General features: G+C 68.0%; 22 protein-coding genes. 6 read left to right on the forward strand and 16 right to left on the reverse strand.

Annotation, left to right across the window (positions count from 1 at the left end):
• Positions 1 to 80: 80 nt before the first annotated feature.
• Positions 81 to 878, forward strand: coding sequence for an IclR family transcriptional regulator (locus tag D3H34_RS04860; protein WP_119552314.1), 798 nt, complete (start codon positions 81 to 83; stop codon positions 876 to 878).
• Between the two features lie 298 nt (positions 879 to 1,176).
• On the opposite strand, the gene D3H34_RS04865 is transcribed toward D3H34_RS04860, so the two are convergent.
• From D3H34_RS04865 to D3H34_RS04895, 6 genes are all read right to left on the reverse strand, one after another.
• Entirely contained in the window at positions 1,177 to 1,923 is a 747-nt protein-coding gene (locus D3H34_RS04865) for a lysophospholipid acyltransferase family protein (protein ID WP_119552315.1), read from the reverse strand.
• A 140-nt stretch (positions 1,924 to 2,063) separates the two neighbouring features.
• Positions 2,064 to 3,347 carry a dihydroorotase gene (locus tag D3H34_RS04875; protein ID WP_119552316.1) on the reverse strand — a complete coding sequence of 428 codons (1,284 nt, stop codon included), beginning with the start codon at positions 3,345 to 3,347 and terminating at the stop codon, positions 2,064 to 2,066.
• Between the two features lie 139 nt (positions 3,348 to 3,486).
• Entirely contained in the window at positions 3,487 to 4,449 is a 963-nt protein-coding gene (locus D3H34_RS04880; RefSeq protein ID WP_056577783.1) for an aspartate carbamoyltransferase catalytic subunit, read from the reverse strand.
• The gene (gene pyrR, locus D3H34_RS04885; protein WP_119552504.1) at positions 4,449 to 4,946 is read right to left on the reverse strand and encodes a bifunctional pyr operon transcriptional regulator/uracil phosphoribosyltransferase PyrR; all 498 of its coding nucleotides are present in this window, start codon (positions 4,944 to 4,946) and stop codon (positions 4,449 to 4,451) included. Before pyrR ends, D3H34_RS04880 begins: the two co-directional genes overlap by 1 nt.
• A 5-nt stretch (positions 4,947 to 4,951) precedes the next feature.
• A complete protein-coding gene (gene ruvX / locus D3H34_RS04890) occupies positions 4,952 to 5,398 on the reverse strand; it encodes a Holliday junction resolvase RuvX (RefSeq protein ID WP_119552317.1) in 447 nt (148 codons plus the stop codon).
• Between the two features lie 61 nt (positions 5,399 to 5,459).
• On the reverse strand, positions 5,460 to 6,059 hold the full coding sequence (locus D3H34_RS04895; protein WP_119552318.1) for a YqgE/AlgH family protein: 600 nt from the start codon (positions 6,057 to 6,059) through the stop codon (positions 5,460 to 5,462).
• On the opposite strand from D3H34_RS04895, the gene D3H34_RS04900 reads away from it, so the two are divergent.
• The gene (locus D3H34_RS04900; protein ID WP_119552319.1) at positions 6,060 to 7,562 is read left to right on the forward strand and encodes a cryptochrome/photolyase family protein; all 1,503 of its coding nucleotides are present in this window, start codon (positions 6,060 to 6,062) and stop codon (positions 7,560 to 7,562) included.
• Between the two features lie 64 nt (positions 7,563 to 7,626).
• Here D3H34_RS04900 and D3H34_RS04905 read toward each other — a convergent pair whose 3' ends face one another.
• The 6 genes from D3H34_RS04905 to D3H34_RS04930 all read right to left on the reverse strand — a co-directional run bounded on the left by D3H34_RS04905 (position 7,627) and on the right by D3H34_RS04930 (position 17,827).
• Positions 7,627 to 13,701, reverse strand: coding sequence for a hybrid sensor histidine kinase/response regulator (locus D3H34_RS04905; protein ID WP_119552320.1), 6,075 nt, complete (start codon positions 13,699 to 13,701; stop codon positions 7,627 to 7,629).
• 184 nt (positions 13,702 to 13,885) lie between these two features.
• A complete protein-coding gene (locus D3H34_RS04910) occupies positions 13,886 to 16,216 on the reverse strand; it encodes a methyl-accepting chemotaxis protein (RefSeq protein WP_119552321.1) in 2,331 nt (776 codons plus the stop codon).
• Positions 16,217 to 16,258: 42 nt separating this feature from the next.
• The gene (locus D3H34_RS04915; protein ID WP_119552322.1) at positions 16,259 to 16,792 is read right to left on the reverse strand and encodes a chemotaxis protein CheW; all 534 of its coding nucleotides are present in this window, start codon (positions 16,790 to 16,792) and stop codon (positions 16,259 to 16,261) included.
• 19 nt (positions 16,793 to 16,811) lie between these two features.
• Positions 16,812 to 17,177: a response regulator gene (locus D3H34_RS04920; protein ID WP_062479114.1), complete on the reverse strand. Its 366-nt coding sequence runs from the start codon at positions 17,175 to 17,177 to the stop codon at positions 16,812 to 16,814.
• Positions 17,177 to 17,575, reverse strand: coding sequence for a response regulator (locus D3H34_RS04925; protein WP_021012487.1), 399 nt, complete (start codon positions 17,573 to 17,575; stop codon positions 17,177 to 17,179). The genes D3H34_RS04920 and D3H34_RS04925 overlap by 1 nt, the downstream gene beginning before the upstream one ends.
• Positions 17,576 to 17,656: 81 nt before the next feature.
• Positions 17,657 to 17,827, reverse strand: a complete 171-nt coding sequence (locus tag D3H34_RS04930; protein ID WP_007838397.1) for a rubredoxin — start codon at positions 17,825 to 17,827, stop codon at positions 17,657 to 17,659.
• 111 nt (positions 17,828 to 17,938) lie between these two features.
• On the opposite strand from D3H34_RS04930, the gene thiD reads away from it, so the two are divergent.
• Complete coding sequence (gene thiD / locus D3H34_RS04935) at positions 17,939 to 18,901, forward strand: bifunctional hydroxymethylpyrimidine kinase/phosphomethylpyrimidine kinase (RefSeq protein WP_119552323.1); 963 nt, start codon at positions 17,939 to 17,941, stop codon at positions 18,899 to 18,901.
• The gene (hemL, locus tag D3H34_RS04940; protein WP_119552324.1) at positions 18,901 to 20,181 is read left to right on the forward strand and encodes a glutamate-1-semialdehyde 2,1-aminomutase; all 1,281 of its coding nucleotides are present in this window, start codon (positions 18,901 to 18,903) and stop codon (positions 20,179 to 20,181) included. Before thiD ends, hemL begins: the two co-directional genes overlap by 1 nt.
• A 16-nt stretch (positions 20,182 to 20,197) precedes the next feature.
• Here hemL and D3H34_RS04945 read toward each other — a convergent pair whose 3' ends face one another.
• On the reverse strand, positions 20,198 to 21,595 hold the full coding sequence (locus D3H34_RS04945; RefSeq protein ID WP_119552325.1) for an amidase family protein: 1,398 nt from the start codon (positions 21,593 to 21,595) through the stop codon (positions 20,198 to 20,200).
• A gap of 42 nt (positions 21,596 to 21,637) precedes the next feature.
• On the reverse strand, positions 21,638 to 22,615 hold the full coding sequence (locus D3H34_RS04950; RefSeq protein ID WP_286185443.1) for a Bug family tripartite tricarboxylate transporter substrate binding protein: 978 nt from the start codon (positions 22,613 to 22,615) through the stop codon (positions 21,638 to 21,640).
• 159 nt (positions 22,616 to 22,774) lie between these two features.
• Between D3H34_RS04950 and D3H34_RS04955 the strand changes: the two genes are divergently transcribed.
• On the forward strand, positions 22,775 to 23,671 hold the full coding sequence (locus D3H34_RS04955) for a LysR substrate-binding domain-containing protein (protein WP_119552326.1): 897 nt from the start codon (positions 22,775 to 22,777) through the stop codon (positions 23,669 to 23,671).
• A 143-nt stretch (positions 23,672 to 23,814) separates the two neighbouring features.
• Positions 23,815 to 24,312 carry a hypothetical protein gene (locus tag D3H34_RS04960; protein ID WP_119552327.1) on the forward strand — a complete coding sequence of 166 codons (498 nt, stop codon included), beginning with the start codon at positions 23,815 to 23,817 and terminating at the stop codon, positions 24,310 to 24,312.
• 80 nt (positions 24,313 to 24,392) lie between these two features.
• Here the strand turns inward: D3H34_RS04960 and purH are convergent, their stop codons facing one another.
• Positions 24,393 to 26,009 (reverse strand): bifunctional phosphoribosylaminoimidazolecarboxamide formyltransferase/IMP cyclohydrolase, encoded by a 1,617-nt coding sequence (purH, locus tag D3H34_RS04965; RefSeq protein ID WP_119552328.1) that lies wholly within the window; start codon positions 26,007 to 26,009, stop codon positions 24,393 to 24,395.
• 132 nt (positions 26,010 to 26,141) lie between these two features.
• Entirely contained in the window at positions 26,142 to 26,378 is a 237-nt protein-coding gene (locus D3H34_RS04975) for a Fis family transcriptional regulator (RefSeq protein WP_056577757.1), read from the reverse strand.
• Positions 26,379 to 26,388: the final 10 nt, after the last annotated feature.

The raw sequence follows: 26,388 nt of genomic DNA on the forward strand, positions 1-26,388 counted from the left end.
GTCGATTGAACACGATAATATCAGTAGAAACCCTGATGGCTATACTCACTCCCACTCTCAACCCCCACGCCGGGCGCCCCATGGAAAAGCCAAGACGTGGCATTCAATCCGTCGAAATCGGAACGCAATTGCTGGTCGCGCTCGGCCGGCACGTGGCGCCCATGGCGCTGCGCGATCTCGGCAAGGCCGCCGGCGTGCCGGTCGGCAAGGCGCACCCCTATCTGGTGAGTTTTCTGAAGGTCGGCTTCGTGGTGCAGGACGGCACCGGCCGCTACGAACTGGGCCCGCTGGCCCTGCAGCTGGGCCTGGCCAAGCTGCAGCGGCTCGACCCGATCAAGGAAGCGTCGCCGCTCATCGAGGCGCTGGCCTCCGAGACCGAACAGAGCATCGCGGTCGCGGTCTGGGGCAACTTCGGGCCGACCGTGGTGCGGCTGGAAGAGCCGATCCACCCGCTGCACGTGAACCTGCGCACCGGCACCGTGATGTCGCTGGCCTACACGGCCACGGGGCGTTTGTTCGCGGCCTACCTGCCGCCGAAGGTGGTGGAAAAGATGATGCTCGAAGACCTGGCGCGCACACGCCCGGCCGACGGGCGCGGTGCCAGCGACGAGCTGTCGAAGTCGCAGATCGAAGCATTGCTGGTCGAGACCCGGCTGCATGGCATGTCGCGCACGCTGGGCCAGCCGATCCCGGGCATCGACGCCTTCTGCGCGCCGGTGTTCGACTCCACCAACAACCTGGTGCTGGGCATCACGGCCATGGGCCCCGAGGCCACCTTCGACAGCGACTGGAACGGCCGCGTAGCGGTTCCGCTGAAGGCCTGCGCGCTGGAGATCTCGCGCCGCCTGGGCTTCGTGCCGACCGACGAAGCGGGCTGAGCCACCGGCCCGCCTGTAGGCAGGCGCTCACGCGCCTGGTTTGCCTTGTCCCGCATGCGCCGGCCCGTGACGCGGCCACTGTAGAGGCCTGTTCACCTCACGGAGACCGGTCATGAAAAGCATCATCCTTTGGCTCTGCGGCGTTCCGCTGATCGTGATCATCGGGCTGAAGGTCTTCGGCATCCTCTGACCGGCCACCGCCACCGTTGCTGTCACCACGAACGAATCCCGCTTCCTCCTCACGGCGCATGCGTGCGTCGTTCAAGCGCCCCTTCCGGGGCGCTTTTTTTGGGGAGTGTCAGTGCGTGTCGCGGCGCAGCTGCTGCACGTCTTCGTGCAGCGATTGCGCCCAGCTGCGGCGCTCGCGGCTGTACGAGGGCTGCGCCTCGCCGAAGCGCACGATGGCCAGCAGCGGCGGCGCGCGCAGCGTGTTCCACACCGAGGTCAGCAGGTTGTCGTCGTCGATGTAGCGCGGCGCCTGGCTGGTTTCGCCGGTGGCGGCATCGGCAAAGCGCAGCGCGGCCGGGATGACCGGCGCACCCGAGGAGATCGCGGCCTGCAGCAGGTTCGCGTGGAACGGCAGCAGCCCGCGCCCGTCGCTCGTGGTGCCTTCGGGGAACACGCCGATCAGGTCGCCGCCGCGCAGCGCCTCGGTCATATGATGCACCACGCGCATGGCATCGCGGCGCCGCTCGCGCTCGATGTACAGCGTGCCGGAGCCGGTGGAAAGCGTACCGATCACCGGCCATTTCTTGACGTCCGACTTCGACACGAAGCGCACATGCTGCGCCGCGTGGATGGTCGTGATGTCGAGCCACGAGAGGTGGTTGCAGATGAGCAGCGCCGGCCCATGCGCGGGCGGCGCGCCCTGCACGCGCAGCGTGACGCCCATGATCTGCAGCATGCGCCCGGACCACGCCTGCACGCGCGCGTTGCGCTCTTCCTGCGACAGGCGGGGAAAGGTGAAGCGGATCGTCCACCAGCCCGACAGCGCATGCGACGCCGCATGCAGCAGGCGCCAGCCGGCCTTCAACGAGTGCAGCATGCCGCGTGCGTCCTGTCAGTTCTCAACGCCAGGTCGTGGAACACCGCGGAACCGGCTTTGCCGGGCCGCTGGTGTTGCCCCCTGCAAGGGGGTTGGCGCAGCGACACGAAGTGCGCGAAGCCTGGGGGTGTGCGTCATTTTTAGCCGTGAACGACGCGGCCGGCGACCAGCGTGTGGCGCGCGCGCCCCTGGAGCGGGTAGCTGGAGAACGGCGTGTGCTTGCCCTGGCTGCGCAGCGCCTCGGGCAGCACCTGCCACTCGAGCGACGGATCGGCGATGCACAAGTCGGCCACGCCGCCCTCGGCGATGCGGCCGATGCCGCTGGCCGCGTCGGCAGCATTCAGCAGTCGTGCCGGCGCCGAGGTGACCACCTCGATGGCGCGCGCCACGCCCGCGCCGCTGCGCTCGCCCCACTGCAGCGCGAGCGGCAGCAGCAGTTCGAGGCCGGTGGCGCCGGGTTCGGCTTCGGCAAAAGGCAAGGTCTTGGCATCGGCCTCGACCGGCGTGTGGTCGGACACCAGCGCGTCGATGGTGCCGTCGGCCAGTGCGGCCGAGAGCGCATCGCGGTCGCCCTGCTGGCGCAGCGGCGGGTTCAGGCGGGCACGGCTGTCGAAGAAGCCGATGTCGGTGTCGGCCAGGTGCAGCGAGTTGATGCTGACGTCGCACGTGATCGGCAAACCCTGCGCCTTCGCCTCGCGCACCAGCGCCACGCCGCGGGCACTGGAGATGCGGCACAGGTGCACGCGCGCGCCAGTGCTCTTCATGAGCTCGATGATGGTGAAGATGGCAATGGTCTCGGCCGCCACCGGCACGCCGCCCAGGCCCAGCCGCGTGGCGAGCGCGCCGCTGGCGGCGACGCCCTTGCCGAGGTCACGGTCCTGCGGGCGCAGCCACACGGTGTAGCCGAAGGTGCTGGCGTACGACAGCGCACGCTGCAGCACCTGCGTGTCGGCCAGCGGCACGTCGGCCTGGCCGAAGCCGATGCAGCCGGCCTCGGTGAGCTCGGCCATCTCGGTCAGCACGCCGCCGGCAAGTTCGCGCGTGAGCGCGCCGAGCGGGAACAGGCGCGCGCACTGCAGTTTCTCGGCGCGGAACTTGAGCATCTCGACCAGGCCGGGCTCGTCGAGCACGGGGTCGGTGTCGGGCGGGCACACGAGGCTGGTCACGCCGCCCGCGATGGCCGCGGCCATTTCGCTTTCGAGCATGCCTTCGTGCTCGTAGCCGGGCTCGCGCAGACGCGCGGCCAGGTCGACGAGACCGGGGGTGACGATGCAGCCCGTGGCGTCGATGGTGCGTTCGGCCTTGAAGCCCGACGGTGTGCGTCCGATGCCGGCGATCTTGCCGTCGGCGATGGCGATGTCGGTTGGCTTGTCGGTGCCCGATGCGGGGTCGATGACACGACCGTTGGTAATAAGGATGTTCATGCGTCTGTACTTCCGGTGGCAGTCAGGGCCTTTTCGGGAAACACCGTGGAACCGGCTTCGCCGGGCCACCGGTGTTGCCCCCGGTAGGGGGTTGGCGAAGCGACACGAAGTGCGCGAAGACTGGGGGCGAGCAACATGTCTATGCTTCGTTACCTGCGACGATGCTCATGACGGCCATGCGGACCGCGATACCGAAGGTGACCTGCGGAAGGATCACACTCTGCTTGCCGTCGACCACGGCGGAGTCGATCTCCACGCCGCGATTGATGGGGCCCGGGTGCATCACGATGGCGTCGGGCTTGGCCAGCTGCAGCTTCTCCTGCGTGAGGCCGAAGGTCTTGAAGAACTCCTGCGACGACGGCAGCAGCGCGCCGCTCATGCGTTCGTTCTGCAGGCGCAGCATGATGACCACGTCGCAGTCCTTGATGCCCTCTTCGAGCGTGTGGCACACGCGCACGCCCATGCCGGCCATGTCGGCGGGCACCAGCGTCTTCGGGCCGACCACGCGCACTTCGGCGCAGCCGAGCGTGGTGAGTGCATGAATGTCCGAACGCGCCACGCGCGAGTGCAGCACGTCGCCGACGATCGCGACCGTGAGGTTCGAGAAGTCTTTCTTGTAGTGGCGGATCGTGTACATGTCGAGCAGTCCCTGCGTCGGGTGCGCGTGGCGGCCGTCGCCGGCATTCACCACGTGCACGTGCGGCGCGACATGCTGAGCGATCAGGTACGGCGCGCCTGACTCGCTGTGGCGCACCACGAACAGGTCGGCGGCCATGGCGCTCAGGTTGGCGATGGTGTCCAGCAACGACTCGCCCTTGGTGGCCGAGGAGCGCGCGATGTCGAGGTTGATGACGTCAGCGCTCAAACGCTTGGCCGCGATCTCGAAGGTGGTGCGCGTGCGGGTGCTGTTCTCGAAGAACAGGTTGAACACGCTCTTGCCGCGCAAAAGCGGCACCTTCTTCACCTCGCGGTCGCTCACGCTCGTGAAGTTGGCGGCCGTGTCGAGGATGTGCGTGACGATGTCCTTGGGCAGGCCTTCGATCGACAGCAGGTGGATCAGCTCGCCGTTCTTGTTGAGCTGCGGATTTCGCTTGTAGAGCATTACTTGTTGTCCTCCACCTTGAGGCTGAAGGCGCCGTTGTCGGCGCGTGCGAGGGCGAGCAGTTGGGTGTCGGGCAGCGTGAGCGTGGTGGCGGCGAAGTCGGCGGCCACGGGGAGTTCGCGCCCGCCACGGTCGACCAGCACGGCGAGCCGCACGCAGGCGGGGCGGCCGAAGTCGAACAGCTCGTTGAGCACCGCGCGGATGGTGCGGCCGGTGTAGAGCACGTCGTCGAGCAGCAGCACGTCGGCGCCGTTCACGTCGAAGGGCAGCGCGGTCTGCGCACTGGCCGAGAGGCCGCGGCGCGCGAAGTCGTCGCGGTGCATGGCCGACGAGATGATGCCGGGCGCGCCGGCCAGGCCCAGGTCCTTCTGCAGGCGCTCGACCAGCCAGGCACCGCCGGAGGTGATGCCCACCAGTTTCGTGTCGGGGCGCATCAGCGCCTTCACGCCGGACAGCAGCGTCGTGTAGAGCGCCTCGGCATCGGGGATGGCGGAAATGGAACTCACAGAAGACTCCTCAGAAATTGCTCCAGGATGATGCAGGCCGAAGCGGCATCGGCATCGCGGGCGCCGGACGACAGCGCCTCGGTGGTGCTGTAGCGCTCGTCGACCTCGAACACCTGGAGATTGAAACGGCCGCGCAGCTGGCGCGCGAACTTCTGCGCGCGGCGGGTGTTCTCATGCGGGGCGCCATCGGGGTGGTAGGGCACGCCGACCACCAGCGCGTCGGGCTGCCATTCCTTGATGCGTGCCTCGACCTGCGCAAAGCGGGCGTCGGCGCCCTCGGCCTTGATCGTGGCCTGCGGCGTCGCCGTACGCAGCAGCCGGTTGCCGCTGGCCACGCCGGTGCGCTTGGCGCCGAAGTCGAAGGCCAGGAAGCTCTGGAAATGCGTGGGAACGGGAACGGAAGCGGGGACAGATGCGGGCACGTCGGACATGACGTCGCTCATTCGGAAACCTTCGTGCTTCGCACTGCGGTGCGAGCTTGCTTGGGGCGGCCCGGCGCGGCGCTCATGCGTGGCCTGCTTCGGGAGAGAGCGTCCAGGCCTGAAGACCCAGCAAACCCAGCGCCTTGTCGTAACGCTGCTCGATCGGCGTATCGAAGATCACGGCCGGATCGGCGCCCACGGTGAGCCAGCTGTTCTCGGCCAGTTCGGACTCCAGCTGGCCCTCGCCCCAGGCCGAATAGCCCAGCGAGACCAGCACCTTGCGCGGGCCGGCGCCGGTGGCCAGGGCCTCCAGCACGTCTTTCGAGGTGGTCATCTCGAGCCCGCCGGGGATGGTCATGGTCGAGGCGTAGACGGATTCCTCGGGCTTCTCGGCCTGAGTGAAGACCGGCTCGTGCAGCACGAAGCCGCGCTCGGTCTGGACCGGGCCACCCTGGAATACGGGCGCTTCGCCCAGCTCGGGGCGGGCCAGGTGGAGCTCGATCTTCTCGAACAGCACCTTGAGATTGATGTCGCTGGGTTTGTTGATCACCAGCCCGAGCGCGCCGCGCTCGCTGTGCTCGCAGAGGTACACGACGCTGCGGTTGAAAGTTTTGTCTTCCATCCCGGGCATCGCTATCAAAAAGTGATGCGTGAGGTTCATCGGGGCAGAATCGGCAGCCATATGCCCCCGATTTTACTGGCCGTCGACAAGACCTATCCCAAAGGGCTCATGTGGTTCCGTCGCGACCTGCGGGTCGACGACAACGCCGCCCTCTATCGCGCATTGCGGGCCTGCCGGCAGGTGGTCTGCGTTTTCGTCTTCGACAAGGCGATCCTGGACGCCCTGCCCTCGGCCGACCGGCGGGTCGAATTCATCCGGGAATCGCTGGTGGAGCTCGAATCGGAGTTGCGCGCTCTGGGCGGCGGGCTGATCGTCCGGCATGCCGCGGCGGTGCAGGAGATTCCGGCCCTGGCCCGTGAACTCGACGTGCAGGCCGTGTTCGCCAACCGCGACGACGAACCCGACGCCCTGGCGCGCGACGCCAAGGTGCTCGGCGCGCTGGCCAACGCCGGCGTGACCTTCCACACCTACAAGGACTCGACCGTCTTCGACCGCGACGAAGTCATGACCAAGACCGGCCAGCCCTACACGGTGTTCACGCCGTACAAGCGCGCCTGGCTGGCCAAGGTCGATTCGTTCTTCCTGAAGTCGTACCCCGTGCGCAGCCACGCCGACGCGCTGGCGCCCTCGCCCCAGGCCTACGGCGAGCCGGTGCCCGCGCTGCACGAGATCGGCTTCGAAAAGACCAATCTCTCGGCACTGGAGATTCCCACCGGCACCCGCGGCGCCGGCCAGCTCTTCGAGGATTTCTTCGAGCGCATCGACCGCTACGACGAGGCGCGCAATTTCCCCGCGGTGCGCGGGCCCAGCTACATGGGCGTGCACCTGCGCTTCGGCACGGTGTCGATCCGGCAGCTCGCCAGCGTGGCGCACCAGCTGTCGCTGCAGGGCAACCCGGGGGCGGCGACCTGGCTCAGCGAGCTGATCTGGCGCGATTTCTACTTCCAGATCCTGGCGCACTTTCCGCACGTGCACGCCAACGGCGAATCGAAGAGCTTCCGTCCCGAGTACGACAAGATCCAGTGGCACCACGGCAAGCACGCCGACCAGCTCTTCGAGGCCTGGTGCGAAGGCCGCACCGGCTATCCGCTGGTGGACGCGGCCATGCTGCAGATCAACCAGAGCGGCTACATGCACAACCGCCTGCGCATGGTGGTGGCGAGCTTCCTGTGCAAGGACCTGGGGCTGGACTGGCGGCGCGGCGAGACCTACTTCGCCGCGCACCTGAACGACTTCGAGCTAGCCTCGAACAACGGCGGCTGGCAATGGGCCAGCTCCAGCGGCTGCGACGCGCAGCCCTACTTCCGCATCTTCAACCCGGTGACGCAAAGCGAGCGCTTCGACCCCGAAGGCAAGTTCATCCGCCGCTACCTGCCGCAGCTGGCGGGGCTGTCGAACGCGGTGATCCATTCGCCGTGGACGGCATCGCCGGTGGAGCTGGAAGCGGCGGGCGTGAAGCTGGGCGAGAACTACCCCGGGCCGGTGGTGGACCATGCCGAGGCGCGGGAGAAGACGCTGCAGCGGTATGCGACGGCGCGCAGCAAGGCGCTGCAAAAGCCGTAGCCAAAAAGAAAGGGCCCCGAAGGGCCCTTTTCTCTTCTACGCCGACCACCGGCGCCGAGGCGCATCAGGCCGCGGCAGCCAGCGAGGCCTCGCTCGTGTACGCACGCACCAGGCGCAGCAGCTCTTCTTCCGAATACGGCTTGCCCAGGTAGTGGTTCACGCCCAGGTCACGCGCGTAGTCGCGGTGCTTCTCGGCGATGCGCGAGGTGATCATGATGATCGGCAGCTCGGCCAGTGCCACGTCGGCGCGGATGTTGCGGGCCAGGTCGAAGCCGTCCATGCGCGGCATCTCGATGTCCGACAGCACCACGGCCGGGCGCTCCTGCTGCAGCCGTTCGAGCGCCTGCAGGCCGTCGGCCGCGAGCGACACGCGATAGCCTTCGCGCTGCAGCAGACGCTGCGTGACGCGGCGCACGGTGATGGAGTCGTCCACCACCAGCACGAGCGGGATCTGCGGCACCACCGGGGCCAGGGCTGCCGGGGCCTGCGGCGCGCCGGCATCTGCCACGGTCGTGTGCGTGGGTGCGGCGAGCGCAGCGGTCTGGCGCGCGCGCGCCTGGTCACCGTGCGTTGCGGCCAGCGCCACCGGGTTGTAGATCAGCGCCACCGCGCCCGAAGCCAGCACCGAGATGCCGGCCAGGCCGGGCAGCCGCGCGAGCTGCGGGCCGAGGTTCTTGACCACGACTTCCTGGTTGCCCAGCACTTCGTCCACGTGCAGGGCGACGCGCTGCGCCGCGCTTCGCACGATCACCAGTGTGTTGTTCTTGGTGGCGGCGTGCTCGCTGCGAATGGAATGCTGCAGCAGCGCACCGGCCCAGTAGAACGGTACCTGCTCGCTGCCGAAGGCGAAGCTGTGGTTCAGGTAGGCGGCCTCGAGGTCGGCACCGCTCACGCGCTGCACGAGTTCCACGAGGTTCGACGGCACGCCGATCGACACCTCGCCCGCGCGCAGCATCACCACGTGCGTCACGGCGGTGGTCAGCGGCAGCACCAGCTTGAAGGTGGTGCCTTGGCCCGGCGTGCTGTGCGTTTCGATGCGGCCGCCGAGCGCGGCGATCTGCGCGCGCACCACGTCCATGCCGATGCCGCGGCCGGCCAGCTCGGACACCTGTCCTGCCGTCGAGAAGCCGGGCTTGAAGATCAGCTCGGTGGCTTCCTCGGCCGACAGTTCCTGGTCGTGGCCAAGCAGGCCCAGCGCGCGGGCGCGTTCGGCGATGCGCTTCTGGTCGAGGCCAGCGCCGTCGTCGCGGAAGCTCACCGACACGTCGTTGCCTTCGTGGTGCAAGTCGATGACGATGAGGCCGCTGGCGTCCTTGCCGGACGCTTCGCGCACCGCGGCGTCTTCGATGCCGTGCGCCACGCAGTTGCGCAGCAGGTGTTCGAAGGCGGGCGTCATGCGGTCCAGCACGCCGCGGTCCATTTCGATGGAGCCGCCGACGATGTCCAGGCGCACCTGCTTGCCGGTGTCCTTCGAGGCCTGGCGCACCACGCGATAGAGGCGGTCGGAGATGCCCTCGAACTCCACCATGCGCGTGCGCAGCAGGCCGCGCTGCAGTTCGCGCGTCTGGCGTGCCTGCACGCTCAGGTCGTCTTCCGTGGCCTGCACGGTCTTTTGCAAGGTGCGCTGCACGGTGGCCACGTCGTTCACCGACTCGGCCATCATGCGCGTGAGTTCCTGCACGCGGGTGAAGCGGTCGAACTCGAGCGGGTCGAAGCTCTGCTGCGAATCCTTGGCCTGCGCCAGACGCGACTGCATCTGGCTTTCGGCCTGCACCTCGATGTCGCGCAGCTGCTGGCGCAGGCGGTCCAGGTTGCCCGTGAGGTCAGCGAGCGAGCCGCGCAACTGGCCCAGCTCGGCTTCGAGACGAGAGCGCGTGATGATGACCTCGCCGGTCTGCGCCACCAGGCGGTCGAGCAGCTGGGTGCGGATGCGCACCGCCTGGCCCGATGCCGCGCGCAGCGGGGCGAGTGCGACCGGCGCAGGGCGCGGCAGCGAGGATGCCGGGGCAGCGGCGGATTCGGCGGCTGAAGCATCGGCAGCTGCGTCGGCTCCGGCCTGGTCGTCGTTCGCCGACACGCGAATCTCCGGCGCCGCTTGCACGCGCTGGATGGCGGGTGCGGTCGGGCTGGCGGTCGCGATCAGCTGGGCCACTTCCACCTGGGCGGCGTTGTCGGCCGCGCGCAGGGCATCGAAGGTGTGTTGCAGCGTGTCGAGGCGGGTCAGCAGCTTCTCGATGTCGGCCCGCGCGGCGCCCTGGGAGCCCAGGAGTTCGATCTCGGACTCCATGCGGTGCGCACGCTCGCCCAGGCGCATGGCGCCGGCCAGCCGCGCACTGCCCTTGAGCGTGTGCAGCGTGCGCAGCACCGAGGCGCGCGGTGCGCCGTCGTCGGGGTGATGCGCCCACTGGCGCAGCGCCTCGCCCAGCTGGGGCAGCAGGTCGGCCGCCTCTTCCTCGAAGATCGGGAACAGGTCGACGTCGACCGCATCGGCCAGGTCGATGGCGTCTTCGGTGTCGTCCAGTGCCACGTCGGCAAAGGCGTCGTTGGCGACCACCTGCTTGGGGATCAGCGTCTCGAAGCGGGCCGCGGCGATCTCGGGCGGCATCGGCGCAGAGGCGATGTCGCGCAGCGCCTGCAGCGTGCCTTCGGACGGATCGCGCAGGAAGCCGACAGCGAACTGGTGCAGCAGGCGACGCAGCTCGTCGGCCGCGGCGACCAGCACGATGCCCTGCTCGCGCGTGCCGCTGCCCTGCATCTGCAGGTGCTGCAGCGCGGACTCGAGCAGGCGGGCCATGCCCGAGAGGCTGTGGAAGCCGACGGTGGCCGAGCTGCCGGCCAGCGAGTGGGCCAGGGCGACGGTCGAATCCGGCAGGCGCTCGTGGGTTTCGAGCGCCCATTCGCCGACATCGGTCGCCAGCTGGCGAGACCATTCGTCGGCTTCGTTGAGGTAGACGTTGTAGAGCGCGATACCGATGCGCAGCGGACCGATCACCTTGACCTGGTCTTCGGCGCTCGGTGCGGCGGCAGACTCGGATTCGGGGACGGACTGGGCCCGCACGGGCTCCGGCTCGGGTTCCGCTTCCAGCACGGGTTCCGGCTCCGCAACGGCAGCCACTTGCGGCGCTTCAGCGACGACCGGTGCCTCGGGTGCGACGTCGACTGCGGCCAGCACGGGTTCCGGTTCTGGCTCGGGTTCAGATTGCAGTTCAGGCAGTGCTTCGAGCGCCGGTGCTTCGAAAGTTTCGGCGACTTCGACCACCTCCACGGGCGCCACCACCTCGGTGACAGGCGCTGGCGCTTCTGCAGCCAGCGGCAGCGGTTCGGGCGCCCACTCGAGGTCGGGCAGGCTCGACGCGGTCGGCATCGTCGCCTCGATTTCCGGGACCGGCTCGGCCTCGGGCTCGGCGTGCGACACGACCGGCTCGACAGGTGCCTGGGTCCTCGGGGGCGCGAGGAAATCGAATTCGTCCCCGCTGGGCAGTGCCTCGAGCGGCGCGGGCGCGGTGCCTTGCTTGGCCTCGAAGTCGATGAAGTCGGTGGATGCGAAATCGTCGTCGGGCTCGGGTGTCGCGGGCGTCGCAGGTGCGGCCGGGGCATGTTGCGCGTCTTGCACCTGTTGCCACTCGGCGAAGTCCAGCGTGGCATCTGGGGCTGCACCGGCCGGCGGCGTCAGCGACAGGTCGGGCAGTTCCGGCAGCTCGAGCGGCAACGGCTCCGCCGCGATGTGACGTGCGGCCACGGCAAGCGCTTCGGCGTCGGCCACGCGCACCGGTGCAGGCACGGGCTCGCCGGCCAGCAGCGCGTTGGCCACGCGGCTGAACGGCGCCGAATGCCAGGCGCCCGCATTGCCGGCGGCGATGGCTTCGACCCACTGGCTGAAGTCGCCCAGCATGCGCTCGGTGCTCGTCAGCAGCTCGGGCGTCGCGTCGCGCTGGTCGGCCAGCCAAGTGTTGAGCACCTGCTCCAGCGACCAGGCGGCATCGCCGAAGTCGGACAGGCCGACCATGCGCGAGCTGCCCTTGAGCGTGTGGAACGCGCGGCGCAGGATGGTGAGTTCGTCGGTGTCGCCGGGACGGCTGCCCAGCGCGGCGATCGCGGCCAGGCCGTTGCCCACCACTTCGCGGGCCTCGTCCAGGAAGATGTTCTGCAGGTCGTCTTCTTCGAGCTCGGTGACCTCGGTGTCGGGCAGCGCGGACGGGCCGGCGATCTTGGTGGTCCAGCTCTCGGCCTTGCGGCTGAACTCTTCCAGCGGCGACGGCTTGGTCTTGCGGTTGGGCGTGGCCAGCGCGGCGAGCTTGGAGGCGATCTGCGCATCGACCTCCTCGATGCTCAGCACCGGGGCGGCCGGTGCGGCAGCGCCTTCGGCCGGCGCCGCGGCATCGGCGGCCTGACGGCCCATCAGCGGCTTCAGTTCGCCGGCTTCGGCGTCGAACACGAACAGGCGCTTGGCCAGTGCGGGCTGGTAGCCCAGCATGTCGATCAGGAAGCCCAGCGCGCCCAGGTTGTTGCCGAGTGCGTCGAAGGTGGCCATTTCCTCGACGGGCGAGCGGTTGACCTGCAGCATCTGCTCGACGTCGTCGCGCATGCGCTGCACGGTGTGCGCGGCCTGGTCGAGCCCCAACACCGAGAACACGCCGCGCATCTGCATGAGCTGGGTGGGCACGGTGCGCAGCAGCGGCTTTTCGGCCGGGCGGCGGAAATACTGGTCGAGCGACTTCTCGAGTTCGCTCAGGTGGCTGCGCAGCTCGTCGACGACGGTGCCCATGGTCTGGCGGTCGCTGACACGGCGGTACAGGTCCTCCATCCAGGGCTCGAGCGGCTCCGAACGACCGCCATCGCGCACGCGCTCGATGCGGCCGGCCAGTTGCAGCGTGCGCGCGGTGAGCTGCGGATCGCTGGGGTCGAGGTCTTCGAGCGCGGCTTCGAGGTACAGCACCGAGGTGGCGACTTCCATGGCCAGTTCGGTGTCGGGCGGCTGGCCGGAACGCACCGAGGCGTCCACGGCGTGCGTCAGCGCCTGCACCATCGGCTGGCTCGGCGGGTGCAGCTTCTGCAGGGATTCGCCGAGCTGCGCGAAGGTGTCGGCCACCTGCCGCGTGCGCGTGATGTCGCCGCCCGAGAGCGCCGACCACATTTCCTTGGCGGTCTCGATGCGCTTGCGCGCCTGCGTGAGCACCAGCGGATCGAAGCGGCCGAACTGCACGACGGTGTAGTCGACACGCGGCTCCTGCGTCACGCCCCAGGCGCTGCGCACGGTGCGCAGCGTGGCGGCGTCGTCCTGCGCGCCGGGCACGGCCTGGGCACAGAAGAACAGCAGGTCCTGGCCGAGGCGATCGGACACCACGCTGTCGCCGCGCGCCAGCGTGGCGTACTGCAGCAGCACGCGCGAGGCGGCGCGCTTGACGTAGGTGTCGGCGGGAATCAGTCCCAGCGCGAGGGCTTCGAAGAAGCCCGCGGCCAGGGTCCAGAAGCTCGCGACGCGCGGCAGCAGCGCACCGCGTCCGAGCCCCAGGCACAGCGCATGCAGCCGTCGAGCAGCCTGCGGATCGCCGCTCTTGACCAGCTGCAGCACTTCGCGGTCGAGCTTCGAACGCACGGCGGGGTCGTAGGCCAGCGCGGCCTGCGTGAGGGCTGGCTTGACCTCGACCCAGCGCCAGGCGGTGCCCCAGAGGTCCGCCGGGTGAACGCGCTCATTGCCGCCCAGCTCCAGCACGTCGCGGTACTGCGGGAACAGCGCCACCGACGACACGGACTTGCCGGCCAGCAGTGCGCTGAGGAAATCGGTGACGGCAAAGCCGGCACGCTCGATCTTGAGCACGGCACTCTCGGTGCAGCGCTGCGGCTCGGCGATGAAGCCCTGCACCGCGAATTCGATGGTGCCGAGCACCAGCGCAGGCGAGCTGTGGCCGACCATCTGCAGCGCGCCGACGGCCTGATGCAGTTGCTGGCGGGCCATCTGCAGCGGGCCGCTTTCGGGCTCCGTCGCACTGCCCACGTCGCGCACGAAACGCCGCAGCGACTTGCCGACACCGTCGAGGGATTTCTGGATCTCTCCCAGCACCCAGGCCAGCGGCCCGAGGTCTTCGGTGGCCGGCACGTTGCCGGCGAGGGGGGCCGTGGCAGGGGTTTGAATCGACACGTTGGTTGCTCGCCGTTCTATATCTGTCAGTTTTTCACCGGGCGCCATGCGCCCTGAATGCACAAGGCCAGCGCGGCCGCTTCAAGGAACACCGCGGAACCGGCTTCGCCGGGCCGCTGGTGTTGCCCTCGGAAGGGGGGAGGAGAAGCGACACGAAGTGCGCGAAGCCTGGGGGAGAGCTTCATCACGCAATCTTGAAACGAGCCACCGAGCGGCGCAGTTCTTCAGCCATCTGCGAGAGCTCGCGCACCTGCTGGGCCGTGGTCCGCGTGCCTTCTCCGGTCTGTTCCGTCACCGCAAAAATGTGCTGAATGTTGGCAGCCACCACGTTGGCCGAATCGGCCTCGCGGGAGGCGGACTGCGAAATCTGCTCGATGAGGTCAGCAAGTCGACGCGACACGCGGTCGATCTCGGACAGCGCGGTACCTGCGTTGTCGGACAGCTTCGCCCCTTCGACCACACCCTGCGTGGAACGCTCCATGGCGCCCACCGCGTCCTGCGTGTCGGTCTGAATCGCCTTCACCAGCGCCGAGATCTGGCGCGTGGCGTCCGCGGAGCGCTCGGCCAGTCGCTGAACTTCTTCCGCCACCACCGAGAAGCCTCGGCCGGCTTCACCGGCAGAGGCGGCCTGGATGGCGGCGTTCAGGGCCAGCACGTTGGTCTGTTCGGTAATGTCCGAGATCAGTTCGGTGATTTCGCCAATCTCTTGCGACGATTCGCCCAGGCGCTTGATCCGCTTGGAGGTTTCCTGGATCTGGTCGCGGATGGAGTTCATACCGCCGATGGCGTTCTGCACGGCCTGCAGGCCCGACGATGCGGCTTGCAGCGACTGGCGCGCCACCGTGGCGGACTCTTGCGCTTGTGTGGACACGCCGTTGATTCGCTCCGCCATGGTCAGCACCGACTGGCCGGTTTCGCGAATCTCGCGCAGCTGTTCGGTCGAGGCAGCGAGCAGTTCGGTCGAGGTGTTTTCCACCTGCGACGTCGTCTGCGCCACGCGGGTCGCCGTGTTCTGCACGTTGCCCACCAGCAAACGCAGTTCTTCCACCGTGTAGTTCACCGAGTCGGCGATGGCGCCGGTGATGTCCTCGGTCACGGTGGCTTCCTGCGTGAGGTCGCCTTCGGCCACTGTCTGCAGCTCGTTCATCAGCCGAAGAATGGCGGCCTGGTTGGCGTTGTTCACGCGGCCGGCTTCGTCGGAAGCCTGTTCGGCGGCCAGACGCTCGCGTTCGGCGACGGCGGCACGTTCGCGGCCTTCGCGCACCTGCACGAAACCGATGGCGCCGGCCAGTGCCAGGGCGGCCAGCGACAGCACGAACAGCAACACGATGGTGCCGGCGCCCAGGCCGGTGCGGGCCGAGAGCTTTTCCTGCAGGTCGCCCAGCGACTTACGCAGCGGCTCGCTGTCGGTCAGGATGGATGCCTGCGCTTCGCGCGCCGCCACCAGACCCTGCAGGTTGCCCAGAATGGCCGATGCCTGCGTGCGCATCTGCTCGTAGGTCTTCAGGATGGCCTCGAGCTGCTGGCGCGTCTGCGGGTCTTTCGAGCCGGGGAAGCGCTGCTGCGCATTGCCGTCGAGCAGGCCGCGGGTGGTTTCCTGGAAGGTGTTCAGGTCCTTGCCCAGCAGGAACACGGCGTCGGGGTTCACACCCTCGACCGTGAAGAATTCGTTGGTCGACTTGCCGATGCGCTGCGTCAGCATCACGAGCTGGCCGGCGGCCGAGATTTCAGGCAGCGTGGCGTTCTGCTGCATCTTCAGCGACGCGACGGTTTCCGTCATTTCGAGCAGCGTGGACGACTGCTGGTTGATGTCGCGCAAAGCGGCGCCCACCTGCGTCAGGATCTGGCGCTGCGCCAGCACGGCCTTGGCGCTCGCGTCGGCGCGGGCGACCAGGGGATTGATCTTGTTCATCTCCTCGTCGTACTGGTTGCCGACGGCTTCCAGGCGCAAGGCGTCGTCGCCGTTGGTCAGGCCCTGCACGCGACGCGTGAGGTCGTCGGCGCTGTCCTTCACCTCGACGAACGCCGGAGCGCTACCGATGAGGGCCTGCGAGATCGACTTGGCAAGACGCTGCGACTGCATCAGCGACTGGCCGGTGGCCGCCACCTGCTGCGCCAGTCGTTCCGCGCGAAGAATGGCGGAGCCGGCCACCAGCAACAGGGCCAGCACCACGATGGCCAGCAGGATGGCCAGCACGCGCTGCTGTTTGGCGGGGTTGGCGCCCATGCCGCCGCCTGCGGCGGGGAGCAGCGGCGCCGCTTCGAGCGTCGCCGCGTTGGCGGCCTCGACGGAAGCGGGATCGCCCAGTGCATCGAGACCGCCGAAGCCGGTGTCGGTCACGGCGGCAGACGCGGAAACGCCGTCGCCCTTCTTGGCGAGGCGGATCGTCTTTTCGTCTGGAACCTGAACCGTGTCGACATCGTCGAGCGACATCGAACCGGAGCCGTCGACGCGGGCCTTGTCGTTCCCGTTCTGGGGGAGTAATTTCTTGAACTTGTCGGCGATCGAGCTCACGGTCGGTCCTTCAGGTGGTTGCCAGTGCCATGTGCCGCAGCACTACGCACCAATACTCAAAAACTGGGGTTGCTGCGAAAGCGCCTGCAGGTTGACTTCCTGCCAGCGCTCCCCTGCCGCGTCGGTGTACAGATGCCCGTGCCAGGCAGGTGCTTCTGCGCCCGGAGCCTCGGCGGCCGTGAAGGCCTCCGCGCCCCGCAACCCCGCCAGTCGATCGACCAGCAATGCGCAGTTGACTTCGAGCAGCTCGTTGAATGCCACGAGCCGCGACTGGATGCGCGCCGCCTCGGTGGCGGCCTGGGCGCCCGGCGCACCGGACGCGAACGCCGACAGCTGCACGACGCCGTACAGGCCGCCGCGCAGGTTGGCGACGCCGAGGAACCAGGACTCCGTGTAGGGCACGGGCTGGGGCGGCGTCCAGGGAAAGATTTCGCCGGCATGCGCCAGCGGAAAGAGGTACTTGCCCTCGCCCGCCTCGACCGCCAGCCAGTTCGCGGCAACGCCCGTGGTGCGCGCGGCCTGGAGGCGGCTCGCTAGCCGGGACTGGAAGGCGCGCAGCGCGTCGCGATTCGCCATGGGTTCGGCAGGTTTCCGGTCAGGCGAGCGCGCTGATCTTGGACATCAGGTCGGCCGCGTTGACCGGCTTCACGATGTAGTCGCGCGCGCCCTGGCGCATGCCCCAGACACGATCGGTTTCCTGGTTCTTGCTGGTGCACAGGATGATCGGAATCGCGGCGTACTTCGGGTCACGGGCGATGGCGCGCGTGAGCTGGAAGCCGTTCTGGCCGGGCATGACCACGTCCATGAGGATCAGGTCGGGGTGGTCTTCCTCGAGGCGGCGCATCGCGTCGTCGGCGTTTTCGGCCGTCTTCACGGAGAAACCGTTCTTCTGGAGGAGGTCGGTCAGGAACACCAGTTCCGTCTTGGAGTCGTCGACGACGAGGATTTTTCGAATCGGCATTACTGCACTTCCTGTTGAACAATGCCAAACTGCTGCACGGCCTGCAGCAGTTGGTCTTTGGTGAAGGGTTTGGTGAGATAGTCCTGGGATCCGACCATGCGGCCGCGGGCCTTGTCGAATACGCCATCTTTCGAAGACAGCATGACGACCGGGACATTGGAGAAATGCGCGTTGCGCTTGATGATGGCGCAGGTCTGATAGCCGTCGAGGCGAGGCATCAGGATGTCGCAGAAAATCAGGTGAGGCTTGTGGTCGTTAACCTTGGAGAGCGCGTCGAAGCCGTCTTCCGCGAGAAGAACCTCGTGCCCACCCTGCTTCAGAAAAATCTCGGCACTGCGCCGGATGGTGTTGCTGTCATCGATGACCAGCACCTTGTAACCAGATCCATTCGGGCCCATTGCAAACGCTCCTGCTCATGAGACTTGGATGCCCGCCGCGCCGAACATCGACGCAGATCGCGTAGCCCTATGCCATGCTTGTCAGATCTCAACCATTTCGAAGTCTTCCTTGCGCGCACCGCACTCAGGACAGGTCCAGTTCATCGGCACATCGGCCCAGGCCGTGCCTGCCGCGATGCCGTCTTCCGGTACACCAACCGCTTCGTCATAGATCCACCCACAAATCAGGCACATCCAAGTTTTCGTGTTCATCGGAGCTTAAAGTCCTTGTTCATTAAATGCAACGAGTGTATCTATGCGTATCTCACTGGCAGACCGTAAACGTCGCGCCTATGCCACCATCCAGGGGATTTCGCTAGGCGTATGACCATCTACTTACATCCAGACGAGAACGCCCGTAAACCGGGCGATCTTAACGACCCCCCGCAGGACGACGAGGCGCTGAGCGAACGCGACCTGAATCCCCCCTGCGTGCTGGTGTTCAATGCCAGCGATCCGAGCGGCGCGGGCGGCCTGGGGGCCGACGCGCTCGCCATGGGATCGGTGGGCGCTCACATCCTGCCGGTGGTGACGGGCGCCTACGCCCGCGATACGGCCGAGATCTTCGACCACTTCGCCTTCGAGGAAGAGGCCGTGGCCGAGCAGGCGCGCTCCATCCTGGAAGACGTCGAAGTCCAGCTGATCAAGGTCGGCTTCGCCGGTACGCCCGAGGCGCTGAGCACCATTGCAGAGACCGCCGCCGACTATCCCGACGTGCCCGTGGTGGCCTACATGCCCAACCTGTCGTGGTGGGACGAGAACCTGATCGAGGCCTACCTGGACGCCTTCCGCGACCTCGTGCTGCCCCAGACCACGGTGTTGGTTGGAAACCACAGTACGCTGTGGCGCTGGCTGCTGCCCGACTGGAGCGGCGAGCGTCCGCCCGGCGCGCGCGACATCGCCAAGGCCGCCGGCGAGTTCGGCGTGCCCTACACATTGGTCACGGGGCTGGTGCTCCCGGACCAGTTCATCGACAACGTGCTGGCCTCGCCGCAGTCGGTGCTGGCCAGCGAGAAGTACGAACGGCTCGAGGCCGTCTTTGCCGGCGCCGGCGACACGCTCTCGGCCGCCCTGTCGGCCCTGCTGGCCAGCGGCACCGACCTCGTCGCCGCCACGACCGAAGCGCTCGCTTACATGGACCGCTGCCTCGACGCGGGCTTCCGCCCCGGCATGGGCCACGTGCTGCCCGACCGCCTGTTCTGGGCCGAGCCCGAGGACGAAGAGGACGACGAAGGCCCCGACACTCCACCCGATTTCGCTTTACCCCCGCACGACACCCGACATTGATGACTGACCAGAACGACATTCTTTTCGAGCGCGCCCGCGCCGTGATCCCCGGCGGCGTGAACTCGCCCGTGCGCGCCTTCAAGGCGGTCGGCGGCACGCCCCGTTTCATCCAGCGCGCGCAGGGCGCCTATTTCTGGGACGCCAACGACAAGCGCTACATCGACTACATCGGCTCCTGGGGTCCGATGATCCTGGGCCATGGCCACCCCGCCGTGGTCGAGGCAGTGCAGAAGGCCGTGCTCGAAGGCTTCTCGTACGGCGCGCCGACGGAGCGCGAGATCGAACTGGCCGAAGCCATCCTCGCGCTGGTGCCCTCCATGGAAATGGTGCGCCTCGTGAGCTCTGGCACCGAAGCCGCCATGAGCGCGCTGCGCCTGGCGCGCGGCGCCACCGGCCGCAAGAGCATCGTCAAGTTCGAAGGCTGCTACCACGGCCACGCCGACGCATTGCTCGTGAAGGCCGGCTCGGGCCTGGCCACCTTCGGCAACCCGACCTCGGCCGGCGTACCGCCCGAGGTGGTGCAGCACACGATCGTGCTGGAGTACAACAACCTGCAGCAGCTCGAGGAAGCCTTCGCGCTGCACGGCAAGGACATCGCCTGCCTGATGATCGAGGCGATCGCCGGCAACATGAACTTCGTGCGCGCCACGCCCGCCTTCGCCAAGCGCTGCCGCGAGCTGTGCACGCAGCACGGTGCGCTGCTGATCTTCGACGAGGTGATGACGGGCTTTCGCGTCGGCCTGCATGGTGCGCAGGGCGTGCTGGGCATCACGCCCGACCTCACGGTGCTCGGCAAGGTCATCGGCGGCGGCATGCCGCTGGCGGCCTTCGGCGGTCCGCGCGCGATCATGGAACAGCTCGCGCCGCTCGGCCCGGTCTACCAGGCCGGCACGCTGTCCGGCAACCCGGTGGCCACCGCCTGCGGCCTGGCCACGCTGAAGGAAATCTCGAAGCCCGGCTTCTACGAAGCGCTGGCCAAGAAAACCCGCTCTCTGGTCGACGGCCTCAAGGCTGCCGCCGCCGCCGAGGACCAGCCCTTCAACGCCGACAGCGAAGGCGGCATGTTCGGCTTCTTCCTGATGAACGAGCTGCCGCAGAACTACGCCACGGTGATGACCACCGACAACGCGCAGTTCAATGCGCTGTTCCACGGCCTGCTGGACCGCGGCGTGTACATCGCGCCGGCGCTGTACGAAGCGGGCTTCGTGAGCGCCGCGCACAGCGACGAAGACATCGCGGCCACCGTCGCGGCGGCACGCGAGATCTTCAGCAAGCGCTGACCTGCGAGCCTACCGCTCAGGCGGGCTCGACCACAGCCACCGGCCCAGCCTCGGCTTCGAGCACTTCGGCCGCAGCGAGGCACAGGTCCTCCCGGAAGCGGTCGCTCACGAGCTGCACGCCCGTGGGCAGCCCCTGGCGCAAGCCCATGGGCACCGACAGCCCGGGCAACCCCAGGATCGCGGTGGACAGCAGCGGACTCTGCGCATCCAGGATCTCCCGCATCGCGTCGCTGCCGCGCTGGTCGGCGTCGACGGAAAACGGATGCCGCCACGACACAGGCATCAGCAGCAGGGGATGGCGCTGGAAGAACAGCGCCCATTCGCGCATCAGGCCGGTGCGGGCGGCCAGGGCGCGCATGTAGCCTGCCGTGTCGAACTGCGGCGCGTGCGCGTCCATGGCGCGGTAGGCCTGGCGGATGGTGTCGTCGCCGTCGCGCATGAGGGCCTCTTCCACCAGCAGCCGGCTGTCGGCCATCGTCAATGAAAGCCAGAGATCGGCCGCCTCGCGCAGACGTGGTGGCTGCACAGGCTCGACGCGGTAGCCGGCGCTCTCCAGGCGGCGCGCGGCGCGCTGCAACGCATCGGCCACCTCGGGGTCGCAGGCTTGGCCGGGCCACTCGGTGCACAGCGCCACGCGGACCGGCCCGGTCGACGCGGGCTCCAGCGGCGCGGGCGCCCACCACGGATCACGCACATCGCGTTGTGCCATCGCGGCGAAAGCCAGCCGCAGATCGCGCACGCTGCGCGCCAGCGGCCCCTGCACCGAACTGAGCTGGACCACCATCGGCCGCTCGCTCCCGCCCGAGGGATTGAAGGCCGGCACGCGCCCGAAGCTCGGGCGCAGGCCGTACACGCCGCAGGCGTAGGCCGGGTAGCGAATCGACCCGCCCTGGTCGTTGCCATGCGCGATGGCGCCGATGCCGACCGCGACCGCCACCGCCGCGCCACCGCTCGAACCGCCCGGCGTGACGTCGGCGTTGTGCGGATTCAGCGTGCGCCCGTGGGCCGCGTTGTCGGTGAACCAGCGCATCGAGAACGCGGGCGTGTTGGTGCGCCCCACCACGATCGCGCCGGCGCGTTGCAGGTTCGCCACCACCGGACTGTCCTCCGTGGCCACGACGCTGCGGTAGGCCTCCACGCCGTTGGTGGTGGCATGCCCGCGCTGGTCGACGTTGACCTTGATGGTGACCGGCACGCCGTGCAGCGGACCGATCGCCTCGCCGCTCGCCAGTGCCGCATCGGCTCGTGCTGCCGCGCCCAGCGCCTCGTCGGCGCAGCGATCGACCACGGCGTTCAGCTGCGGATTCACCGCGTCGAGTCGCGCCAGGCTGCTGCGCACCGCATCGACGCACGAGACCTCGCGCGCCTTGATGCGCTGCGCCAGTTCGGCGGCTTCCAGTTGCCAGAGTTGCATGCATTGTCTCCTTGGGAAAAATGAAATCGATCGGACTGTTCGTCAGTCGCCCTTGACGCCCGCGCGCCGCACGGCGTCGGCCCAACGCGGCTTCTCGCGCTTCATCAGCGCGCCGAGCTCCTCGGGGCTCGAAGGCAGCGCCTCGATCGACAACGCGGCGTTGGCCCTGACCACGGCAGGGTCGGCCAGCGCGGCGCGCAACGCGGTGTTGAGCCTGTCGACCGTCTTGCGCGGCGTGCCCGCCGGCGCCATCAGCGCGCCCCAGGCCACCACCTCGAAACCGGGCACGCCGCTCTCGGCCACCGTCGCCACCTCGGGCAGCACGCCGGCGCGCTTCGCGCTGGTCACGGCAATCGCCTTGACCCGGCCTTGCTGGATGAATGGCAGCACCGCCGAGATGTTCTCGATGGTCACGTCGAGCTGGCCGTTGACCATGTCGCCGACCGCCTGCGTGCCGGTCTTGTAGGGCACCTGCACCATCGTCAGGCCGGTCTCGGCCTTCAGCAATTCGCCGGTCAGATGGCCGGCGCTGCCGATGCCGGGCGAGCCGACCGAGAGCCTGCCCGGATGCTCGCGCCCGTAGGCGATCAGCTCCTGCAGATTGCGCACCGGCAGGTCCTTGCGCACGATCAGCACGTAGGCGTTGCTCGAGATCAGGCCGACCGGCACCAGGTCTTTCTCGGGGGCGTACGGCAGCTTCGAGAAGAAGGCCGGGTTGATGCTCAAGGTCACGAGGTTGCCGTAGCCGACCGTGTAGCCGTCCGGCGCGGAAGTCGCCAGCGCCTGCGTGCCGACGATGCCGCCGGCGCTGGCGCGGTTGTCCACCGCCATGGCCTGGCCGAGTTCGCGGCCCATCGCGTCGGCCACCGGCCGCACCGCCACGTCCACGCCCGACCCCGCGGCATAGGGCACGATGAACTTCAGCGGGCGCTCGGGGTACTGGGCCGAAGCACCCAGGGCGACGGCGGCGAGCCCGGCCAGGACAGTGCGGCGGGTCCACGCGAATGACAGTGCAGGCACGAAGGTATCTCCTGTGAGAAGTCCGCCGCTCACCATGAGACGACCGGTGCGCAAAGTCTAGGAATCGGTCGTCCGCCGGAAAAGACAATCGCTTGTCGCGATGACAACCTGTGTTTGTCTGGGGATCACCCGGTGGCGCCGCCCGGCAGAATCCCCCGCATGAAGGACCACCAGCTCAAGGCCTGGCTGCGGCTGGCAGACACCGGCAGCATCCGGGCCGCCGCACGCAGCCTGCACCTGAGCCAGGCCGCGGTGACCAAGGCGATCCGCGAGCTCGAGGCCGAGGTCGACGCGCAACTGGTGCTGCGCAGTTCGCGCGGCATCGAGTTCACCGAATGCGGCCGCCAGCTCACCGTGCGCGCACGGCTGGCGCACCAGCAACTCGAACTCGCGCGCCAGGACATCCGCATCCTGCAGGGCAGCCAACACGGCCGCGTGGCCGTCGCGGTGACGCCGATGGTGTTCCTGGGCGTGTTGCCCGAGGTCGTGCGCGCCTTCCGCAAGGCCATGCCGCATGCGCAGCTCAAGCTGTTCGATGGCCTGATCCCCCAGGTGCTGCCGCTGCTGCGCGAAGGCATGATCGACTTCGCGGTGGCGGGCCCGGTGGCCGCGGCGCTCGATGCCGACTTCGCGTTCGAACGGCTCGACATGATCGAGATGGCGGTGCTCTGCCGGCGCGGCCATCCGCTGAGCCGCGCCACCCGCTGGGAAGAGATTGCAGGCGCCGAATGGCTGATGCACCTGGCGCCGGGCAGCCAGCACACCTTCCTGCTCGAGCAGTACGCCGAGCAGGGCCTGCCGCTGCCGGAGCACCGGATCGAGGTGGCGTCGTTCGGCGTCAGCTGGGGCCTGCTGACGCGCAGCGACGCCTTGATGGTGGGACCGGCCGGCATGCTCGCCATGTCGCCGTATGCCGACCTGGTGGAGCGCGTGCCGCTCGCGATGCCGGTGCCGCCGCTCGAGCTGGGCATCGTCTCGCCGCGCGGCAAGCCACTGTCGCTGGCGGCCCTACGGCTGGCCGAACTCTTTCGCAAATACCTGGCGCAGCCCACCTGAACGATGTCATCGTTTTCGTGATCGCCGCGTGTATATTGCGCCGGCGTTCACGGGCCCCATCCCGTGCACGCAGACTCAAGGGAAGCAGTCATCGCAGCCACCATCGAAGCCGCGAGACAGACCCATATTCAGGACGCCCGCCCATGACCCCCTTGCGCATGCTGCCGCTGCTCAGTGCCCTTCTTCTGCCGGGCCTCGCGCTGGCGCAGTCCCCGGCCGAATCGTCCTTCGGCTTCGAGCCGAAGAACATCTGGATCAACCCCGGCTTCTACTCGGCGCACTTCGACAGCGGCAAGGGCCTGGAAAACGCCAACCCGGGCCTGGGCTTCGAGTACCCGCTGAACGACACCTACCGCATCACCGCCGGCACCTTCCACAACAGCAACCGGCGGCAGTCGCACTACGTCGGCCTGTACATCCTGCCCTTCGAGTTCTACGGCGTGAAGTTCGGTGCGGTGGTGGGCGGCTTCGACGGCTACCCGGACTACCGCAACGGCAACTGGTTCCCGGCCATCATTCCGACGGCTGCCATCGAGGGCAAGAACTGGGGCTTGAATATCGCGTATGTGCCAACGGTGAAGAACCGCCTCTACGGCGCGATCAGCTTCCAGCTCAAGTACCGCTTCGGCACGCACGAGTAGCCACGGCGGCAACAAAAAAAAGGCCAAGGCCGCTCGCGCGACCTTGGCCTTGTTCGATCTGGCCCCGCAGGGCCGCGGCCTCAGTGCCGGAAGTGGCGAACGCCCGAGAACACCATCACCACGCCGCGCTCGTCGGCGGCGTCGATCACTTCCTGGTCGCGCATCGAGCCGCCCGGCTGGATGACGCAGCCCGCGCCCGCATCGACCACCACGTCGAGGCCGTCGCGGAACGGGAAGAAGGCGTCGCTGGCCACGGCCGTGTCCTTGAGCGACAGGCCGGCATGCTCGGCCTTGATGCTGGCGATGCGTGCGGAGTCGAGGCGGCTCATCTGGCCGGCGCCCACGCCCATGGTCATGCCGTCGGCGCAGAACACGATCGCGTTGCTCTTGACGTACTTCGCGACCTTCCAGGCGAACAGCAGGTCTTGCAGTTGCTGCGGCGTGGGCTGCTTCTTGCTGACCACCTTGAGGTCGGCCAGTGCCAGCTCGTGGTTGTCGGCGGTCTGGATCAGCAGGCCCGAGCCGACGCGCTTGACGTCCATCGCGTTGCGGCCGTTGTCCCAGTCGGTGGCGCCGCCCTTGGAAGCCTTCGGAAGAGCGATTTCCAGCACGCGCACGTTGAGCTTGGCCTTGGTGGCCTGGAACACTTCCAACGCTTCAGGCGTGTAGCCCGGCGCCATCAGCACTTCGACGAACTGCTTGTTGACGGCCTGCGCGGTCGCGAGGTCCACCGGACGGTTGAAAGCGATGATGCCGCCGAAGGCCGAGGTCGGGTCGGTCTTGAAGGCCTTGCTGTAGGCCTCGAGTGCATCCTTGCCCACGGCCACGCCGCAGGGGTTGGCGTGTTTCACGATCACGCAGGCGGGTTCGTCGAAGCTCTTCACGCATTCCCACGCCGCATCGGCGTCGGCGATGTTGTTGTAGCTCAGCTCCTTGCCCTGCAGCTGCTTGGCCGACACGAGCGAACCGGGCGCCGGATACAGGTCGCGGTAGAACGCGGCCTGCTGGTGCGGGTTCTCGCCGTAGCGCAGGTCCTGCACCTTCACGAAGCGGCCGTTGCTCTGTGCGGGGAACAGCGAGCGCGTGGGCGCGGGCTGGCCGATGCTGGCGTCGAAGTCGATGGCGGAAAGGTAGTCGCTGATCGCGCCGTCGTAGTCGGCGATGCGGTTGAACGCAGCCACCGAGAACGCGAACTTGGTCTTGTCGCTGAGCTTGCCGTCGGCCTTGAGTTCGGCCAGTGCCACGGCGTACTGCGAAGCGTCGGTGAGCACGCCGACGTCCTTCCAGTTCTTGGCCGCGCTGCGCACCATGGCCGGGCCGCCGATGTCGATGTTCTCGATCGCGTCTTCGAGCGTGCAGCCGGGCTTGGCCACGGTCGACTCGAATGGATAGAGATTGACCACCAGCAGGTCGATGGTGTCGATGCCGTGTTCCTTGATGGCAGCGACGTGCGCGGGCAGGTCGCGACGCGCCAGCAGGCCGCCGTGGATCTTCGGGTGCAGCGTCTTCACGCGGCCGTCGAGCATTTCGGGAAAGCCGGTGTGGTCGGCAACTTCAGTCACCGGCAGGCCGGCGTCGGCCAGCAGCTTGGCGGTGCCGCCGGTGGACAGCAGCTTGATGCCCAGGCCATGCAGGGCCTGCGCGAATTCGAGGATGCCGGTCTTGTCGGAAACGGAGAGGAGTGCGGTGAGGGTCATAGGGTTCTTCGCAAATTCAAAGGGGAGTTATTCCAGGGATACCGCGGAACCGGCTTTGCCGGGCCGCTGGTATCGCCCCCGGCGAGGGGGTTGGCGAAGCGACACGAAGTGCGCGAAGCCTGGGGGAGTGCGTCACTTCAAAAGTTTGTGCTCGACCAATTTCTTGCGGAGCGTGTTGCGGTTGAGGCCGAGCCATTGGGCGGCCCTGGACTGGTTGCCTTCGGCGCGCGTCATGACGACGTCGAGCAGGGGTTTCTCGACCACGCGCACGAGCATCTCGTACATGCCGTCGGGTTCGGTGCCCCGCAGATCGCGAAAGTAGCTGTCCAGACTGCTGCGAACGCAGTCCTCGATGTGTTTCTTGCTCATTGCTTCTTCT

The sequence above is a fragment of the Acidovorax cavernicola genome, assembly GCF_003581445.1.

What these genes read in the sequence shown, in the direction of transcription:
- D3H34_RS04860 (WP_119552314.1), top strand. Translation starts at nt 81, where the DNA reads ATGGAAAAGCCAAGACGTGGCATTCAATCCGTCGAAATCGGAACGCAA.
- D3H34_RS04865 (WP_119552315.1), bottom strand. Translation starts at nt 1,923, where the DNA reads ATGCTGCACTCGTTGAAGGCCGGCTGGCGCCTGCTGCATGCGGCGTCG.
- D3H34_RS04875 (WP_119552316.1), bottom strand. Translation starts at nt 3,347, where the DNA reads ATGAACATCCTTATTACCAACGGTCGTGTCATCGACCCCGCATCGGGC.
- D3H34_RS04880 (WP_056577783.1), bottom strand. Translation starts at nt 4,449, where the DNA reads ATGCTCTACAAGCGAAATCCGCAGCTCAACAAGAACGGCGAGCTGATC.
- ruvX (WP_119552317.1), bottom strand. Translation starts at nt 5,398, where the DNA reads ATGAGCGACGTCATGTCCGACGTGCCCGCATCTGTCCCCGCTTCCGTT.
- D3H34_RS04895 (WP_119552318.1), bottom strand. Translation starts at nt 6,059, where the DNA reads ATGGCTGCCGATTCTGCCCCGATGAACCTCACGCATCACTTTTTGATA.
- D3H34_RS04900 (WP_119552319.1), top strand. Translation starts at nt 6,060, where the DNA reads ATGCCCCCGATTTTACTGGCCGTCGACAAGACCTATCCCAAAGGGCTC.
- D3H34_RS04915 (WP_119552322.1), bottom strand. Translation starts at nt 16,792, where the DNA reads ATGGCGAATCGCGACGCGCTGCGCGCCTTCCAGTCCCGGCTAGCGAGC.
- D3H34_RS04920 (WP_062479114.1), bottom strand. Translation starts at nt 17,177, where the DNA reads ATGCCGATTCGAAAAATCCTCGTCGTCGACGACTCCAAGACGGAACTG.
- D3H34_RS04925 (WP_021012487.1), bottom strand. Translation starts at nt 17,575, where the DNA reads ATGGGCCCGAATGGATCTGGTTACAAGGTGCTGGTCATCGATGACAGC.
- D3H34_RS04930 (WP_007838397.1), bottom strand. Translation starts at nt 17,827, where the DNA reads ATGAACACGAAAACTTGGATGTGCCTGATTTGTGGGTGGATCTATGAC.
- thiD (WP_119552323.1), top strand. Translation starts at nt 17,939, where the DNA reads ATGACCATCTACTTACATCCAGACGAGAACGCCCGTAAACCGGGCGAT.
- hemL (WP_119552324.1), top strand. Translation starts at nt 18,901, where the DNA reads ATGACTGACCAGAACGACATTCTTTTCGAGCGCGCCCGCGCCGTGATC.
- D3H34_RS04945 (WP_119552325.1), bottom strand. Translation starts at nt 21,595, where the DNA reads ATGCAACTCTGGCAACTGGAAGCCGCCGAACTGGCGCAGCGCATCAAG.
- D3H34_RS04955 (WP_119552326.1), top strand. Translation starts at nt 22,775, where the DNA reads ATGAAGGACCACCAGCTCAAGGCCTGGCTGCGGCTGGCAGACACCGGC.
- D3H34_RS04960 (WP_119552327.1), top strand. Translation starts at nt 23,815, where the DNA reads ATGACCCCCTTGCGCATGCTGCCGCTGCTCAGTGCCCTTCTTCTGCCG.
- purH (WP_119552328.1), bottom strand. Translation starts at nt 26,009, where the DNA reads ATGACCCTCACCGCACTCCTCTCCGTTTCCGACAAGACCGGCATCCTC.
- D3H34_RS04975 (WP_056577757.1), bottom strand. Translation starts at nt 26,378, where the DNA reads ATGAGCAAGAAACACATCGAGGACTGCGTTCGCAGCAGTCTGGACAGC.